The 15,879-nt window shown below is 64.9% G+C and carries 17 protein-coding genes, 1 tRNA gene and 1 riboswitch; of the genes, 8 read left to right on the forward strand and 10 right to left on the reverse strand.

The features are described from left to right. Positions 1–54: 54 nt before the first annotated feature. From gspK to gspG, 5 genes are read right to left on the reverse strand one after another with little or no spacing between them, the layout of a single operon-like run. On the reverse strand, positions 55–1,041 hold the full coding sequence (gspK, locus tag ACN2XU_RS01875; RefSeq protein ID WP_419408684.1) for a type II secretion system minor pseudopilin GspK: 987 nt from the start codon (positions 1,039–1,041) through the stop codon (positions 55–57). After that, positions 1,038–1,694: a type II secretion system protein GspJ gene (locus tag ACN2XU_RS01880; protein WP_419408685.1), complete on the reverse strand. Its 657-nt coding sequence runs from the start codon at positions 1,692–1,694 to the stop codon at positions 1,038–1,040. Before ACN2XU_RS01880 ends, gspK begins: the two co-directional genes overlap by 4 nt. Continuing rightward, positions 1,691–2,071 carry a type IV pilus modification PilV family protein gene (locus ACN2XU_RS01885; protein ID WP_419408686.1) on the reverse strand — a complete coding sequence of 127 codons (381 nt, stop codon included), beginning with the start codon at positions 2,069–2,071 and terminating at the stop codon, positions 1,691–1,693. The genes ACN2XU_RS01880 and ACN2XU_RS01885 overlap by 4 nt, the downstream gene beginning before the upstream one ends. Then, on the reverse strand, positions 2,056–2,520 hold the full coding sequence (locus tag ACN2XU_RS01890; RefSeq protein WP_419408687.1) for a prepilin-type N-terminal cleavage/methylation domain-containing protein: 465 nt from the start codon (positions 2,518–2,520) through the stop codon (positions 2,056–2,058). Before ACN2XU_RS01890 ends, ACN2XU_RS01885 begins: the two co-directional genes overlap by 16 nt. Next, positions 2,505–2,969 (reverse strand): type II secretion system major pseudopilin GspG, encoded by a 465-nt coding sequence (gene gspG, locus ACN2XU_RS01895; RefSeq protein WP_419408688.1) that lies wholly within the window; start codon positions 2,967–2,969, stop codon positions 2,505–2,507. The genes ACN2XU_RS01890 and gspG overlap by 16 nt, the downstream gene beginning before the upstream one ends. 110 nt (positions 2,970–3,079) lie before the next feature. On the opposite strand from gspG, the gene ACN2XU_RS01900 reads away from it, so the two are divergent. From ACN2XU_RS01900 to ACN2XU_RS01910, 3 genes are all read left to right on the forward strand, one after another. Next, positions 3,080–3,841 carry a prepilin peptidase gene (locus ACN2XU_RS01900; RefSeq protein WP_419408689.1) on the forward strand — a complete coding sequence of 254 codons (762 nt, stop codon included), beginning with the start codon at positions 3,080–3,082 and terminating at the stop codon, positions 3,839–3,841. A gap of 104 nt (positions 3,842–3,945) precedes the next feature. Beyond that, positions 3,946–5,499, forward strand: coding sequence for an SEL1-like repeat protein (locus ACN2XU_RS01905; protein WP_419408690.1), 1,554 nt, complete (start codon positions 3,946–3,948; stop codon positions 5,497–5,499). Next, positions 5,496–6,722 (forward strand): tetratricopeptide repeat protein, encoded by a 1,227-nt coding sequence (locus ACN2XU_RS01910; RefSeq protein ID WP_419408691.1) that lies wholly within the window; start codon positions 5,496–5,498, stop codon positions 6,720–6,722. The genes ACN2XU_RS01905 and ACN2XU_RS01910 overlap by 4 nt, the downstream gene beginning before the upstream one ends. A gap of 1 nt (position 6,723) precedes the next feature. Here the strand turns inward: ACN2XU_RS01910 and ACN2XU_RS01915 are convergent, their stop codons facing one another. Beyond that, a complete protein-coding gene (locus tag ACN2XU_RS01915; RefSeq protein ID WP_419408692.1) occupies positions 6,724–7,236 on the reverse strand; it encodes a hypothetical protein in 513 nt (170 codons plus the stop codon). Positions 7,237–7,347: 111 nt separating this feature from the next. Between ACN2XU_RS01915 and ACN2XU_RS01920 the strand changes: the two genes are divergently transcribed. Beyond that, positions 7,348–7,824 (forward strand): hypothetical protein, encoded by a 477-nt coding sequence (locus ACN2XU_RS01920; RefSeq protein WP_419408693.1) that lies wholly within the window; start codon positions 7,348–7,350, stop codon positions 7,822–7,824. A gap of 40 nt (positions 7,825–7,864) precedes the next feature. On the opposite strand, the gene ACN2XU_RS01925 is transcribed toward ACN2XU_RS01920, so the two are convergent. Genes ACN2XU_RS01925 through gspD form a run of 3 tightly spaced genes read right to left on the reverse strand, consistent with a single transcriptional unit; the run spans position 7,865 to position 12,529 of the window. Continuing rightward, complete coding sequence (locus ACN2XU_RS01925) at positions 7,865–9,076, reverse strand: type II secretion system F family protein (protein ID WP_419408694.1); 1,212 nt, start codon at positions 9,074–9,076, stop codon at positions 7,865–7,867. Beyond that, entirely contained in the window at positions 9,073–10,599 is a 1,527-nt protein-coding gene (locus ACN2XU_RS01930; RefSeq protein WP_419408695.1) for a GspE/PulE family protein, read from the reverse strand. Before ACN2XU_RS01930 ends, ACN2XU_RS01925 begins: the two co-directional genes overlap by 4 nt. Next, positions 10,535–12,529 carry a type II secretion system secretin GspD gene (gene gspD, locus ACN2XU_RS01935; protein WP_419408696.1) on the reverse strand — a complete coding sequence of 665 codons (1,995 nt, stop codon included), beginning with the start codon at positions 12,527–12,529 and terminating at the stop codon, positions 10,535–10,537. The genes ACN2XU_RS01930 and gspD overlap by 65 nt, the downstream gene beginning before the upstream one ends. Before the next feature lie 233 nt (positions 12,530–12,762). On the opposite strand from gspD, the gene ACN2XU_RS01940 reads away from it, so the two are divergent. From ACN2XU_RS01940 to ACN2XU_RS01955, 4 genes are all read left to right on the forward strand, one after another. Next, positions 12,763–13,224 carry a GNAT family N-acetyltransferase gene (locus ACN2XU_RS01940; protein ID WP_419408697.1) on the forward strand — a complete coding sequence of 154 codons (462 nt, stop codon included), beginning with the start codon at positions 12,763–12,765 and terminating at the stop codon, positions 13,222–13,224. Between the two features lie 72 nt (positions 13,225–13,296). Next, a tRNA-Arg gene (locus tag ACN2XU_RS01945) sits at positions 13,297–13,373 on the forward strand. Between the two features lie 285 nt (positions 13,374–13,658). Then, a riboswitch (FMN riboswitch) is annotated at positions 13,659–13,796 on the forward strand. Between the two features lie 70 nt (positions 13,797–13,866). Then, positions 13,867–14,304 (forward strand): 6,7-dimethyl-8-ribityllumazine synthase, encoded by a 438-nt coding sequence (locus ACN2XU_RS01950; RefSeq protein WP_419408698.1) that lies wholly within the window; start codon positions 13,867–13,869, stop codon positions 14,302–14,304. 12 nt (positions 14,305–14,316) lie between these two features. After that, the gene (locus ACN2XU_RS01955; RefSeq protein WP_419408825.1) at positions 14,317–15,459 is read left to right on the forward strand and encodes an iron-containing alcohol dehydrogenase; all 1,143 of its coding nucleotides are present in this window, start codon (positions 14,317–14,319) and stop codon (positions 15,457–15,459) included. Positions 15,460–15,465: 6 nt separating this feature from the next. Here ACN2XU_RS01955 and ACN2XU_RS01960 read toward each other — a convergent pair whose 3' ends face one another. Then, positions 15,466–15,711 (reverse strand): hypothetical protein, encoded by a 246-nt coding sequence (locus ACN2XU_RS01960; protein ID WP_419408699.1) that lies wholly within the window; start codon positions 15,709–15,711, stop codon positions 15,466–15,468. Positions 15,712–15,879: the final 168 nt, after the last annotated feature.

Here is a 15,879-nt window from a genome sequence, read left to right on the forward strand (position 1 = left end):
TTTCCTGCAAAGGATGCACCGCGTCCGGGTCTAACTGCAATGGGCCAAACGGTTTCATGGCCGAAAGGTCATGCGCCACGTGACGGCGACCTTGGCAGGAACACCTTTGCGCTGTAAAACGGCGATCCTCCGAATGGTTTGTCCGCGATAGGTGGCCTGCGCGTCGAGGCGGAACCAGTCGGACCCTACGGACACCAGACGTTCGAGTTCCTGCCGGCGTTGCGCCTGACGTTCCTCTTCGGCTCCTTGCTCTTCGCTGGTTTGCTCCTCGCCATCCTCCGAAGCGCCGCCGCTTTGTCCGGCGTCGCCTTCGGCAAGACCGACTTCGCCGAGAAAGACCGCTTTGGAGGGGAAAGGCTCTTGCCGTCGCTTCGCCATAAGCCGGGCCATCTGCGCGGGGGGGATGTCGGGAAAGAATGCGCCGAGCACCTCTGACGAGGCGGTGTTCACATTCAGCGCGGAAACCCCGGGAACGGCGGCGATAAAGGGCAGCAGCCGCTCCAGATTGCGGTCCGAAAGCCCCGGGATCTGGCGCAGCTGGCCGATGTCCAGAATGGCACCGCCCCGTGCCTCCAGCGCGGGCACCTGTTGCCGCCAGCGTGCCCGGTCGGATGGGCCGCCCGGTTGCACAAAGGCGCGGATGGCTGCCCCGGTTTCCGGCGCAATCCCGAGGCCCGCCAGCAGCCGGTCAAAGGCCTCGCCCGGCAGCGTCAGGTTTGGGATCGCCAGCCAGTTGATGTTGAACTTGCCCTGCAGGTCCTCGTGTGTTCCGCTCACGCGTCCCCGCGCGAGATCGACCGGGGGCACAGGCTTGGCCCAGGCTTCACCGAGGTGGTCGATGCCGTTGGTATCGCGGGCGAGGGTGGTGATCGACAGCGCCTCGAAAGCGTCGAGATTGAGCGCAAGCTGATCCGCCGTCAATCCGGCTTCGAGCCGGGCGCGACCCGCCTCCGACCGGCTCAGCAGCAGCACGGCAACAGCAGAGAGCGCCGCGACGAGGATCAGGGCATTGACCAGAACAAATCCGCGATCCCCCTTCATTGCAGGCTCTGCACGATTGAAATCTCGCCATAGTCGCGGGTGACCAATGTGACTTCGAGCCCAGGCGGCAGGGCGCTGGAGTAGCTGGACCCGGTTGCCCCGCCTTCGTCAGTGTCGCCGCTGCCCGGTGCGACGTCTGCGCCCGGTGTCCGCAGCCCCGCAACCCATCCGGTTTCGGGCACGTAGCTGCGCAGGCGCAGCGCTTCGACACCCTCCATGACAGGCTGCGCCGGAGCAGGCTGCACCGAAGACGCGGGGATCAGTGTTGGCCAGCTTTGCCGGACAAGGGTGCCGTTTTCGATTCGCCATGTGGTGCGCGTGAGCGGGAAATCCTCCGCGCCGCCCATCAGCGACGGCTGGCCTCCGATGGATAACGATAGGGTGCCGTTCCGAAACGTCACCGCCGACTCCGCGAAGGGGGTGCCGGGAGGGTAGAAGAGTACGGGCACCGCAGCGGAGAGGTCCGCGCGCAGCAGGCTTGAGGCCTCTGCCAGTGCGGCGGCCTGGTTCGAACGGGTCATGACACCATCGCGCATGCGCAGCATGCCGGTCAGTGCTTGTGCCCCCATGATTGCGACCAGCGCGAAAATCGCCATGGCGACGACCAGCTCGATCAGGCTCAGGCCCCGGTCCGATGGCCGCGCGGCGCTCATCGGCCCGCTCCCGGCAGGTATACAACGAGGGTCGCGCCTTCGCCGGTGTCCGCGCGGGCCGTCACGGTCGCAAGGATCAGCCCCGCCTCGGTCCGCTCCGTTTCGGTGTCATAGGTTATCGTGGTCTCGCCGACCATGACCGTCCGGGGCAGGGCGCCGAAGGCGGGCGCGGCAAGCTGCAATTCCTCCGCACGGTTCATCGCGGCGATCCGGGCAAGCAGGCGGGGCATCTCGCCCCCGACGCTGCGCGCGGATTGATCCGCAGCCCGCAGCGCGCCAATGCTGCCGATGGTCAGCACAAGGATCGCGACCGCCAGTTCGATCAGCGTCATGCCCTGATCACGGCGGCGGAACAGGCGGTTTAACGGCCCGAACATGTAAGCCCCGACCAACCGTCGCTTGCACAGGTGCCGGACGCGCCGAAGGCAACGCGGAAGGCGTTTGTCTGGCCGCTGGCCAGAAAGACGATGTCCGGCGCTGGCACGCCCGGGCCGGCAGAGGGGCGCGCCGAGAGCGTGACGCGGCCGCGCCAGCGCTGAAGCTGACCGGGTTTCTGCCAGCCGGAGAAGTCGCGCACCGTCCCGCGCAACCCGTCGGGACCAATCTCTAGGCCACGGCTTTGTTGTCCCAGGATGGCAAGCTGCCGGGCGGTTTCGTACCGCGCCTGAAACAGCGCCATGTCGGTCTCGCGCGCGGCGCTGCCACGCGACAGCGCCAGACTGGCCCCGACCGCAAGGATCGACAGAATTGCGACACTGACCAGAAGTTCGATCAGTGTAAAACCCGCGTCCTGATTGGCGTCGTGTCTGGTTATTGCAGGATCCATGAGCCGATGTCCGCATCCGTCCCGGTGCCACCCGCCACGCCATCCGCGCCGTAGGTGAAGACGTCGAATTCGCCATGCACCCCGGGTTCGAGATACTGGTACGGCTGCCCCCAGGGGTCCACGGGCATGCGATCCATGTATCCGTTTGCAGCATAATTGGCAGGGATCGGATCGCTTGTCGGTTTGGTCACCAGAGCAGACAGTCCCTGCGCCCCCGTGGGATATCGGAAGTTGTCGAGACGGTAGAGATTGACCGCACTGACGATCGCGGCAATGTCCGACTGCGCCCGCGCGGCACGGGCTTGATCCGGACGGTCGATCACGCGGGGGACGATGACCAGCGCGAGTATCGACAGGATCACGACAACGACCATCAGCTCCAGAAGCGAAAACCCGGCGTCCCGCTTGGCGCTTTTTTGGTCGGTGTTGGGGTGGTCGGCTGTCGTCATGATAGGCTTTCGGATAAACAAGGACATGATAAAGGAGGCTTCTAACGCTTGTCCATTCCTCGCACCATGAGGCCCCCGATGACCAGCCCTGATTTTGCGACGCCGCTGCCATGAGCGTTCCGGTGCTGTTGCTGATCGTGCTGGCCCCGGCAATCGGATCGTTCCTCGGGGTGCTTGTCGACCGGTTGCCGCGCGGCGAGGATGTGGTGCGCCGTCGGTCGGCTTGCCGGTCGTGTGGTGCGGGTCTCGCCGCGCGTGATCTTGTGCCGGTCCTGTCATTCGCTCTCGCTCAAGGGCGGTGCAGGCATTGCGGAACAGCGTTGCCAACCTGGCTGTTGTACATGGAGATCAGCGCCTTGGGCCTGGCGCTCTGTGCTGTGGCGGCGGGATTTCAGGGCGTCGCCCTGTGGCTCAATACGGTCTTGCTCTGGCTGCTGATGGCGCTCTTCGTGGCCGACATCGTGTGGATGCGGCTGCCGGATCTGCTCAATGCCGCGCTGTTTCTCTGCACGCTTTCGCTGGCGATTGTGCCCGGCGGCGCGGGCGTGGCGGCGGCACTGATCGGTGCGGCGACGGGTCTTGGCGCGTTTCTCCTTCTCCGTGTCGGATATCGGGCGCTGCGCGGGCGGGAGGGGCTTGGGATGGGCGACGTCAAGCTGATGGCTGGTCTTGGCGCCTTTGCCGGGGTCTTCCATCTGCCGCTTCTTGTATTTCTGGCGTCCGTCGGGGCACTTGGTCTTGTGCTGGCGCAACGGGTCATGGCGCGGCAGGGACTACCGGGCGGGGCCGAGCGTCTGCCGTTCGGAGCGGCGCTCTGCGCGGCGGCCGGCTTGATATGGATTCTGCGGGCGGCGATGCTCATTCCTGCGTGACCGTGCAGGATCTTGCGTTTGAAGTCGAACGACTTACGGCCTAGGCTCGCGCTGCCAAAGGCCGAATGCGCCACCCTGTGGCCGTCACAACAATCGAGAGCCCCATGTCATTTTCCAAAGCTGCATTATCCGTCACCCTGATGCTGGCGTTTGCGCCGCTGCCAACGCAGGCCCAGACCGAGACCGGCGGGACTTTGACCATGACCCAGATCGAAGAGGCCTGGGCGGCCGGCGATTTCGTCACCGTGCGGGACGGGCTCAGGGTCTTGGCCGAAAGCGAGGGCACCCCGTTTGCGATGTATCGCTATGGCCGGGTGCTGCTTGAGGGGCGTGGGGGGCCGAGCGATCTTCCCGGCGCCACGGCGTGGCTCGAAAAGGCGGCAGCCGAAAACCAGATCGACGCGATGGTGCTGTTGGCGCGGCTCTATCTGAGCCGGGCGCAGGGCGGTCCGTCGTATGATCCGGAACGCGCCGCCACCTTGTTCAAAAGCGCAGCGGCCCGGGGCAACGCGGAAGCGCAATATTACCTCGGAATGCTGTATTCGGACGGCGTTGGGACCGAGCAGAGCCCGCAGGATGCGCTGACCTGGATGTTGGCGGCGGCAGAGAATGGCCATGTGCCCGCCATGTTCGAACTGAGCCGGATTTATTCGCGGGGCCTGGGGGCCCAGGCCAACAAAGAGCAGGCGATCCGCTGGCTTACGGAGGCGGCATCGGCGGGCCATGCCGAAGCACAATACTACCTGTCCTTCGCGCTCGACAGCGGGCGGGGCCTCGCGCAGAACCGCGGGGAAGCCCTGAATTGGCTGCGTCGTTCGGCGGAGGCCGGACTGGTTCCGGCGCAGGCGGCCCTGGGGCGCAAATATCTGAATGCCGATGGCACCGAGCGTAACGCCGCCGAGGGGATTCGCTGGCTTCAGCAGGCCGCGAACCGTGGGGATGTCGCTGCGATGAGCGACCTGGCACAGGCCTATCTTGGCGCGGAGGGCGTGGCGCCGAACCCGGAGCTGGCCATACGGCTTTTCTCGGAGGCTGCGGATGCGGGCCTGCCGCGCGCGATGATCGGCATGGGGCAGATGCTCGAAAACGGGTTTGACGGGCAGGCACCGAACATGGAGGCTGCACTGGGGTATTACCGCAAGGCGGTCGAGGCGGGCAGCGAAGAGGCGGTGTTGATGCTCGGACAACGCGCTGGCGCGGGCAAGCTGGACGGGCTTCTGGCGCCGCACCGGGTGGTGCCATGGGCGAGCGCGTCCGCACAGGCAGGAGATGCCAAGGCGCTGGACTGGCTCAAGGCCCGCTCGGATGAAGGACTGCGCCCGGCGCAGACCGCCATGGCGCTCTGGCTGTTGTCGCATGAGGGTGCGCCGGAAGAGGCGGCCGCGCTGCTGACCGGCGCCGCCGAGGCGGGCGATGTCGAGGCCCAGCATCAACTGGGACTGTTATATATCCGGGGCAAAGGCGTCGATCAGGACTATGTGCAGGCCCACAAATGGCTCAATGTCGCGGCGGCGGGCGGCAGTGCCGAGGCGTTGGATATGCGCGGTGTGGCCGCTGATCTCATGACGCCGGAGCAGGTCGCCGAGGCGCAAAGGGCGGCGCGGACTTTCTTTGAGCAGGCCCGCGCACCGCAGCAGCCGTCGGGCGACGGCCAATGATGCCGGGTGACGTGATGCGCCTGCGCTTCGGGTCCGTCGCACTTTGCCTTTGTCTTGCGGCGTTGCCTGCAGTTGCCCAACAAGCCGATCCATGGGTTGACGCGGACCTCGCACAGGTCCAGGCGGCCTCCGATCAGGGGATCGCGGCGGCGCAATATGCGCTTGCGCGGCGGCTGGAGGTTGGGGATGGCGTGCTTCAGAATTATGCCCTCGCGGCAGAGTGGTTCGCGCGCGCGGCGAAACAGGGCAATGCCGCAGCGGCCCATCGTCTTGGGCAATATTATTTTGCCGGATTGGGCGTTGATCAGAACCGCGATGCTGCGTTGGCGTGGCTGGAGGCCGCGGCGGAGACGGGTGCGGCGCAGTATCTTTACGATCTGGGCGTGGCACTGGAAACGGGAACAGAAGCAGGGAAAGATCTGACCCGCGCTGCCGAGGTCTACCAAAAGGCCGCTGATCTCGGCCACGCGGAAGCGCAGGTCAGCCTCGGTGTGCTCTATCAAAATGGAAAGGGCGTGCCGAAGGATCTGGATCGCGCCCGCACCCTGTACGAAGGACCGGCAGAGGCGGGACACGCGCGGGCCCAAAACAATCTTGGCCTGCTGTATGTCCGTGGCGAGGGCGTCCCGCAGGATTACAATCGTGCCTTTTCCCTCTTCGAGGCGGCATCCGATCAAGGGCTGGCCGTTGCGCTGCGCAATCTCGGGGTCATGTACGAAAACGGATTTGGCGTGGCGGTCGATGAAGCGCTGGCGCATGAACTGTACCGGCGGGCTGCGCGGGACGGCAAGGCGCCTGGCGACGCCGATGCCATCCCGGCGGTTGTCTTCGATCCACGTCTCGCCGCGCCCGACACCAGCGAAGAGGGCCTGAAGCGGCTTCAAAATGGTGTTCGCGCGGGTGATCCGGTGGCGCTTTTTACCGCCGGATGGCTGCTGATGCAGGACGAAGGCGCGGGCTATGCCGAATTTCGTCAGGCAGCGGGTCTGTTCCACGCGTCGGCTCTGGCCGGGAATGCGGCGGCGATGACCAATCTAGCCCTTTTGTATTTCGACGGACGCGTGGTGCCGCAGGATTATGCGCTAGGGTATATGTGGCTGGTGCTTGCGGGCACGGCGGGATTTCCCCCGGCGCTCGATCTCAGCGCGACCCTGGCCAGCCGGATGACACCGGGCCAGATCGCAGAGGCGCAGCAGATGGCACAAGCGCGCGCCGGACGATAGCTCAGAGCGTTTTGAGGCGCGCGTCGATCTTGGCCAGCCGCCCGGAGAGCGACCCGATCGGATCGAGGTCAGGGTGGTCCTTGACCACCTCGGCCAACGCGGCCCGCGCCGCGCTCAACTGCTGCTTGGCACCGGATGTCTGTCCTTCCGCGAGCAATGCCAGCGCCAGTTCATGCTGCGCCGTGCCCTGAACCGAGAGCGAGGCCGCCCGCGCTTTGCCGCGCTGCGAGGACGCCAGGTTTGACGCCATACTGGCGGCCTGCGCATAATTTCCGCTGCGCAATTCGGCGTGGGCGTATTCAAGCTGAAGCCGGGGGGCGAGGGGCCCCGCGTCCTTGATCAACCGGAGGTACTGCCGCTTGGCGCGGTCATATTGCCCGTTTTCGAGCGCGTCGCGCGCGACCGCATATTTCGCTTTGAAACCGCTGCCGCCCGAGGGGGTTTCGTCACAGCTGCTCACTGCGAGAAGAGCCAAACCGGCGACGCCGGCCCGGAGGATGGGAAATACCTGCATGTCTGCTCTCTTTTACGCTTGTTTTCAGTCGCGTATTATCGGGCAACTATAGCCTTTGGGCGGGTTTGCGTCCATCTTCGGCTGGCTGATCGGCCCCTTGGAAGGAAAAACATGCGCATCCTGGCGTGGATTGTGACCTTTGCGCTACTGGCCTTTGCCGGTCAGGCCGGCTTTGTGCTCTGGACGGAGGTGAACACTCCGGAGCCGCCGGTCACCCTGGCGGCGCTTCCGGACGCGCGCGCAGAGGGGGCCGAGCCGCAGCCGCCAGCGCCGCCGCGCAGCTGGCCCGCGCTGTTCGGCGAGCCGCAGCCGCCCAAACCACCCGCTCCTCCGCCCGAGCCTCCCAAGGCGGAGCCGCAACCGCCGAAACCGCCAAAGCCTCCGATCGACTCCCTTGGTTACGAGCTGAAGGGCCTGGTGCAGATGCAGGACGTGACCTGGGCCATGGTCTTTCACGCCACGGGCGAGCAACTGGTGCGGCCGGGGCATATGCTGCGGGACGGGATCGAAGTTGTGCGGATCGACGAGGCAGGCGTCTGGGTGTCCCGGGACGGCGACGCGCCGGAGCTTCTCGGTTTCGCGGAATAGAGACCTGCGCCCCGGGGCGGATGCGAACGGTGAGTGAACGTTACCCGGCCACTGCGGCTTGAAGATCGAAGACCGGCAGCAGGATTGCCAGAACGATCACCAGAACCATGCCGCCAACAATCATCATCAGCATCGGCTCCAGCAGGGCGGCGATGCGTTTGCGTTCCGTGGTCAGGCGGTGTTCGGTCAGCGCCGCGGCGCGGTCGGTCATACGGGCCAGGCGCACTGAAATCTCACCGGCGGCAATCAGCTGCCGCGATACCGGAGGCAGGATGCTCAGCGCCTCCAGCGCCGAGGCAAGGGTCTGGCCCTGCCGGACCCCTGTGCCGACCTGCCGCGCCTCTTCCTTGAATTGCTCGATGGTCAGCACGGAGGCGGCACTGTCGACTGCGCTCAGCACCGCATGGCGTGAGCCGAGGACAAGCGCCAGCGTGCGCATGTATTGCACCGCTTCAGCCAGCCGGGCGAGGCGGCCGAATATCGGGGTCTTCAAGAGGATGCGGTCCCGTGCCCGTTTCAGCGAGGGCACACGCGGGATGGCAACGATCAGCGCGGCAAAAGCCAGAACACCACCCAGCAGGATCTCCCAATGCGCCCGGATGGCATCCGAAACGCCCATGACGAACACGGTCAACGGCGGCAGCGGGCGGCCGGTCATCTCGAACATCGCGACGATCTCCGGGGCGACGTTGACCATCAGAATGCCACAGACCAGCAGCGACACAGCCGCGACAAAAGCCGGATAGATCAGCGCTGTCGCGATCTGTGCCTTGCCGGTGTTTTCCTGCTCCAGGTGGTCGGCGAGTTCGGTGAAGACGGCGCCCAATTCGCCCGCCTCCTCGCCCGCGCGCAATGCCGCAAGGTAATAGGGCGGAAAGCCCGCGCCTGAGCCTTCGAGCGCATCCGAGAGCGCCGCGCCGTCCAGCAATTCGGCCCGCGTCTGTGCCGCCACCGCCTCAAGCGCCGGATGTCCTCCCGTGCGCACGGCCTCCAGCGCGGCATCCACGGGCAGCTCCGCCATCAACATCACGGCCATCTGCCGGGTGAAAACGGCCTGCAGGTCGGGGATTAGCTTGCGGGCAAAGAGCGCCCGGCGCCCGGATTTTCCCGCCGCGCCGGTCTCGCTCAGCTCGGAGGTGAAAAGGTCCTGCGCGGCCAATTGTTCCGTGGCATGGGCCTCGGTCTCGGCGACGATCGTCCCGGTTTTTCGCCGTCCGGCACTGGTGTAGGCAATGTAGCTGTAGGCTCTCACGCCGTGTCCCCGACAACGCGCAGGGCCTCTTCGAGGCTGACACGGCCACCTGCGACAGCTTGCAGGCCCTGCCCGGTCAGCGTATCGCCGGGGGCCAGGGCGATGGTCTTGATCGCGGCTTCGCTTTCGCCGCCGTCGATGGCCGCGCGCAGTCGTTCGTCCACTTCGGTGATCTCGAAAATCCCCATACGGCCCGCGTGGCCCGATCCTTTACAGGCCTCACAGCCAACAGGGTGAAACGTGACCTTGGGCGCTGCTATCTTGTGCCGGTCGAACAGGCGTTTGTCCTCCCGGTCGAGCGGCTTCGACCGGGCGCAGGCCGTGCAGAGCTTGCGCAAGAGCCGCTGCGCGATGACGCCGCGCAGAGTGGCGGCGATCAGGAAGTTCTCCAGGCCCAGATCACGCAGCCGGACAATCGCGCCGACCGAGCTGTTGGCGTGCAGGGAGGAAAACACGAGATGTCCGGTCAGGGCGGCCTGGGCCGCGGTGCTGGCGGTTTCGCCGTCGCGGATCTCGCCCACAAGGATGACATCGGGGTCTTGCCGCAGCGTGGCGCGCAGACCGGCGGCAAAGGTCATGCCGATCTCCGAATTGATCTGGCTCTGGCTGACGCCGGGCAGGTCGTATTCGATCGGGTCCTCGACCGTGACGATATTCCGCGCGTCCCGGTCGGCCAGTTGCAGCAGGGAATACAATGTCGTCGTCTTGCCCGCCCCGGTTGGCCCGGTTGCAAGGATCACGCCGTTTGGAAAGGCCGCGAGGCGGCGCAGCAGGCGTTCCTGCGTTTCAGACAGGCCCAGATCGGCGAGCGGCATGAGGCCGGTGGAGCGATCCAGAATCCGCAGCACGATGCGTTCGCCGTAATGACCGGGCAGGGAGCTGACCCTTGTGTCGATCACCCGTCCCCCGAGCGAGAGCGCAATGCGCCCGTCCTGCGGCAGGCGGGTTTCGGCGATGTCCAGACCGGCCATGACTTTCAGGCGCGAGACGATGCGGCGGACCGGCACGTCGGGCCGGTTCATCACCTCCTCCAATACCCCGTCGATGCGCATCCGAACGCGCAGACCGCCTTCATGTGGTTCGATATGAAGATCGGAGGCAGCGCTCTGCACGGCACGGCGCAGAAGCTGATTGACCAGCTGGATCACCGGTGCATCGCCCGGCTCGTCCAGCAGGTCGCGCTGGCGGCGGGCAAATTCAGCCTCTTCAAGATCAAAGCTGATGTCGTCTCCGGCTGCGGCGCGGCTGTGGTCCCCATCGCGGTAGGCATCGGCAAGCGCCTTGTCGAAGGCGATCTGATCGACCGTGACCACTTCGACGGGATCAAGTCCGACCCGCCGCTGCACCTCGCGCAGCCCGAGCTGCGTCGCGTTCGGCCCAAGCGTCACCCGCGCGCCCTCAAGCACGACCTGCTGATCCTGCGCAAAGGCGAAGGGCAGATGCCCGGCGGTGCTGCCGTTACTTGCCGTCGAAGCGGAGGCGGCCCGGGAGCGGGGGGAAGTTTCTGCTTTGGGCGACGTCATCAATGAATCCGGCATCAAAAGGTTGGTTCAGGTCAACCCCGTCGAAGGGCAGGGTGTTGATCTGTGATGCCGGGTAGTTTCCATCATCCAGCGGCGCAATGGAAGCGGCGGTTTCCTTGGCCTTGCGGGCCATTTGCTGTGCAATCCGGTGGGCCTCATGATCGTTCGAAACTACCTGAGGCCGCATCATCACAAGCAGGACGCGCTGGCTGCGATTGGCGTTCTTGCCCCGGAACAGTCCGCCGAGAAGCGGCAGTTTGGACAGGCCCGGAACCGCCTGTCGGGATGTGCCATTGCCGTTTTCCAAAAGGCCGCCCAGCATGATCACCGCGCCATCACTGACCAGAGCCGTGGTCGAGAGCGAGCGCTTCGTGGTGATCTCGCCCCCAGAGGAGGCGTTGGAATTGGTCAGGTTCGACACCTCCTGCTTGATCAGCAGTCGCACGGTGCGGTCGGCGTTGATCTGCGGCGTGACGTTCAGGGTCAGGCCCACGTCCTGCCGTTCGATGGTCTGGAACGGGTTTTCGACGGCGCTGTCGCTGACGGTGGTGAAACTTCCGGTCACGAAGGGCACGTTCTGCGCCACGACGATTTCCGCCTCCTGATTGTTCAGGGTCAGGATCGAGGGCGTTGAGAGCAACCGCGTGGAATTGACCGAGGTGATCGCGGTCAAAAGGCCGACAAAACCACTGTCACCGCGCCGCCGATCAATGCCGACAGAGCCGCCCGGGCCCGGGTCCGCCGTGCCGCTTGAGTTCAGGGAGGAAACAAGGTTCACAAGGCTGGTCCTGCCGGGCAGCGTGAACTGCGTGCCGCCGATCAGCGCATCGTTGAGGACCGCGCCGAACTGCGCCGAAAGATCCGACAGGCCTTCTACGGTCATCTCGAAAATCACCGCCTCGACAAGTACCTGCGTCGGGCGTTTGTCGAGGTAGCGGACCATCTCGGCGATCTCGTTGATGCGCTCGCGTGGGGCGGAGACCAGCAGCGAATTGGTCTGCAATTCCGGCACGATACGAATGGGCGCACGGGTCCCGGTGGGATCCTCGGTGGTCAGGGTCCGGGTGACCACATCGGCGATGGAGGCCGCATCGGCATAGTTCAGCGCAATCGCGCGGCTGACGACGGTGTCGCGCTGGGTGTCCAGCTCTGACACCAGGACCCGCACCCTGTGGCGCATGGCTTCCGAGCCGGAAACCAACAGCGCATTGGAGCGGCGATCGACGCTGACCGCGGCGCCGTTTTCGATGATCTCCATGGATTGGACCACCTGCAACACGTCGGCGGCATTGGCATTTTGCAGGCGGATGATTTCCACCGGCTGGGTCGCGCTTGGTTTGTCCAGTTGATCAATCAGCGCGCTGATCCGGGCAATATTCGCCGCGCGGTCCGACAGAATGAGCCGCTGCGAATTCGGCACGGATGAAATGATCGCCTCGGAGGGCAGCAGCGGGCGGACGACCTCGATGGCCTCCTGCGGGGTGATATTGGTAACCCGGATCACGCGGGTCTCGAAGCCGCCGGGCAGGGCGGTCAGCCCGGAGGCCAGTTCCCGCGCGGTGTTCATCGGCACGATCCGGTCGGCCCCGACGCCCTGAACAATGGTCAGCCGGTTCAGCTCGAGCACGTTGAGAAAGACTTCATAGAGATCCGCGTTGGACATCTCGTCGGGGGAGAGCACCGTGACGGTGCCGCGAACCCCGGGATCCAGGACAAAACTGCGGCCCGTGGCCTCCGAGACGATTTCGACGAAATTGCGCAGGTCCGCATCGCGCAGGTTCAACGTGACCTGGGCCCGCGCCTCCATGGATGACAGGGACAAGGCAAGGGAAAGAATAACGAAAACAAACGGTTTCAGGCCGCGGGTCCGACGGGCCGGATTGACGGCGTTGCCGGACTCAAGCCCGGATCGCATCGCGCACTGCATCATGCTCTGCTCACTGCTATGGGGGTTTGCGGCCAAATCCGGCCCCCCGCCTCATGTGTTTTTTCCACAATAGGCGAAAACCTTTGCAAACGCACGGTTTTATGACGTCTGGCAGGCGGTCTGGGCGAAGCCTTGCCGGCAAACTGCTGCAAATTTGCATCCTTTTGGCAGTTTGTCTTGCGCCAGCAGTGACTTGGAAGGCAAAGTTTTCGGTGTAGCGTCGAGAGGAAACTGCAATGAGCCGTATCGTCCGGATCGAAAGCGCGGACCCGTCAGTCGAGGCGATCCTCGCCGCGCATTATCAGGCCATGGCGGAGGCGACCCCGGCGGAGAGCTGCCATGTGATGACCTCCGAAGCTTTGCGCGCGTCCGGCGCGCGGGTTTATGCCATGGCAAGCGATGGTGGCGGGTTTTGTGCTGTCGGCGCGCTGAAGCCGATAGGCGGCGGTGCGGTCGAGCTCAAGTCCATGCATGTTCTGGCTGACGCACGCGGGCGCGGCCATGGCAGGAGCCTGCTGCGGCATCTGATCGAAGAGGCCCGCCGCGACGGCATGGACGTCGCCTATCTGGAAACCGGATCAGAGGCCGGTTTTGCCTCGGCACGCGCGCTCTATGAAAGCGCCGGGTTCGACTACTGCGCCCCGTTCGCCGATTACGTGCCCGATCCGCTCAGCGTCTTCATGGTGCGCAAGCTGTGAACAGTTTTTCGCTTGCCAACGGACGCAGACGCTTGCCCCGCCCCGCGAAAATCGGCAAACACAGCAACGTGCGGTCCCTTAGCTCAACTGGATAGAGCAGCTGACTTCTAATCAGCAGGTTGAGGGTTCGAGTCCTTCAGGGATCGCCAATAACCACGCTCTGACCGACAGGCCGCTGTCCCGCCTGGCGATTTGAACCTGCAGAGCAGGGCCTTTTCCGTGTCAACCACACTCAACGGTCCCGTTTGCGTATTCGGACCGGAGGTTGGCCTTCATCCGTTGTCAGCCGCTTGTGAGCATGTGCATTGGACGGTTCATGCAGCCCAATGCGAAAGCAAGTTGATTTGACGGGCCTGAGGGATCAACAGTCTCTCACGATGCCGGAAAACCGGCTTTTGTCTCTTGCTTTCCGGCGCTGCGACGGCCAAACCTGCACCCGTTCTCAGGGCGGGGTGAAATTCCCTACCGGCGGTTACAGCCCGCGAGCGCCTTTCGGAGCAATTCGAAAGGGTCAGCAGAGTCCGGTGAAATTCCGGCGCCGACGGTCATAGTCCGGATGGAAGAGAACCAACCGGCGGGTGCAGGGCACCTGTCCGGCTGGAGACGCCTTGGGGCCATTTTGTAAAGCTCAAGGATGGTTCCATGACTGAAAAACTGAAAATCGCCTTCGTGAAGGCTCGTTGGCACGCCGAAATCGTCGATCAGGCGCTGAAAGGCTTCGAAGACCGCATGGCGGCTTTGGGTGAGGCGTGCGAGGTTACGGCTTATGACGTCCCCGGCGCGTTCGAGATGCCGCTTCTGGCGAAGAAACTGGGCAAAAGTGGCCGTTTTGATGCTGTCGTTTGCGCCGCTCTGGTGGTGGATGGCGGAATTTATCGCCACGATTTTGTCGCCGCAGCCGTCGTCGACGGGCTGATGCAGGCGCAGATGGAGACGGGCGTGCCGACCTTCTCGGTGTCGCTGACCCCGCATCACTTCCAGCCCACGGCGGAGCACATCGGTTTCTTCTCCGAGCATTTCGTCAAGAAGGGCGCAGAGGCGGCCGACGCGGTGCGGATGATCGCCGCGCTGGAGGTCTGAGACATGGGACCGTTGCCCGCCTTTGGCTTTGCCACCGCCACGGAAATCCGGTTCGGCCGCGGCGCGGCGCGGGCGGCGGTTCCGACTCTCGCCAGCTTCGGGGGGCGGGCCTTGCTTGTCACGGGCGCTTTGCCGAAACGCGCCGAATGGCTGGTGCAGGCGCTCGGCGAGGTGGGCGTTTCTGTCATGTGTTTTCCCGTTCCAAACGAGCCGGATGTCGCCTTGATCGAAGCGGGGATCGATGCCGCGCGGCAGGTCGGCGCGACCTCCGTTATCGCAATCGGCGGCGGTGCAGTGATCGACGCTGGCAAGGCGATTGCTGCGCTCCTTCCGGCCAGCGGCCCGATTCTCGATTATCTTGAGGTGGTGGGCAAAGGGCTGCCCCTGCGCACGGCGCCCCTTGCTTTCGCGGCGTTTCCAACCACGGCGGGCACGGGTGCGGAGGTCACGCGCAACGCGGTTATCGCCGTACCGGACGCACAGCGCAAGGTGTCCCTGCGCGATCCCAGTATGCTTCCGGCGCTGGCCATTGTGGATCCGGCGTTGACGGACAATTGCCCGCGCGCGATCACCCTCGCTTCGGGGCTCGATGCCATAACGCAAGTGATCGAACCTTACATCTGTACCAAGGCCAACCCCTTGACCGACTCCCTTTGCCGCGATGCGATTCCGCGCGGGCTGAGCGCGCTCCGGACCCTGATGCAGGGCGAAAACGCGGCGGCGCGCGACGCCATGGCCTGGGTCAGCCTCAGTGGCGGTCTGGCGCTTGCCAATGCCGGTCTTGGGGTGGTGCACGGTTTGGCCGGTCCCCTCGGCGGGCTGTCCGGCGCGTCCCACGGGGCGATCTGTGGCGCGCTGTTGCCCCACTGTCTGGCGGCGAACGACGCGGCGGTCACGGATGCACAGCCGCGCAACCGCCTCGCCGAAATCCGGGTTTGGATCGCGAACGCCCTGGACTGCGCGCCTTCGGACGCGTTTGACAGTCTTGCGCGGTGGTCCCGGGAGCAGGGGCTGCCGGGGTTGGACGCGCTGGCCGTGACCGCTGAGCATCGCGAAGCTGCTGCGCGCATGGCGGCAAGCTCCTCCTCGATGAAGGCCAATCCTGTAATGCTGGATGAGGCGGCGCTGAACCGTATCATGCAGGCGGCGCTCTGAAGGTCGTCATGGGTTGGGCGACAGGTCTTCCTGCTCGCCGAGGTGCGGCTCTGCCGGGTCAGACTTGCAAAAGGCGATGCGGAGCAGAAGCGCGGCCATAAGGGACAGCACGGCCGCAACGAAAAAACCGGCGAGCACGGTACTGGCGTCGCGCCGATGAACAGCGCCGCCGAGCCATGCCTCGGCAAGCGCGGCGGCACTCCCGAACAGGATCAGCGCCGCCAGAACAAGAAACAGCCTACGCATGCTCATCCCGGTCTCCTCTGGCAGATTTTGCGCGCGACAGGTCTCTGTGTCAACGACCTGAAGTTGATTGAAGGGTAATCACGCCGATACCCGCCGATGCAGCGCACCGCACTTTCCGTTGCGCCAAATGCGCGATACGCTCGCCACAGATAACAACGGGCACAGGCAGGACGG

Origin of the sequence: Pacificoceanicola niger (genome assembly GCF_048553275.1) — a bacterium.
GTDB lineage: Bacteria > Pseudomonadota > Alphaproteobacteria > Rhodobacterales > Rhodobacteraceae > Pacificoceanicola.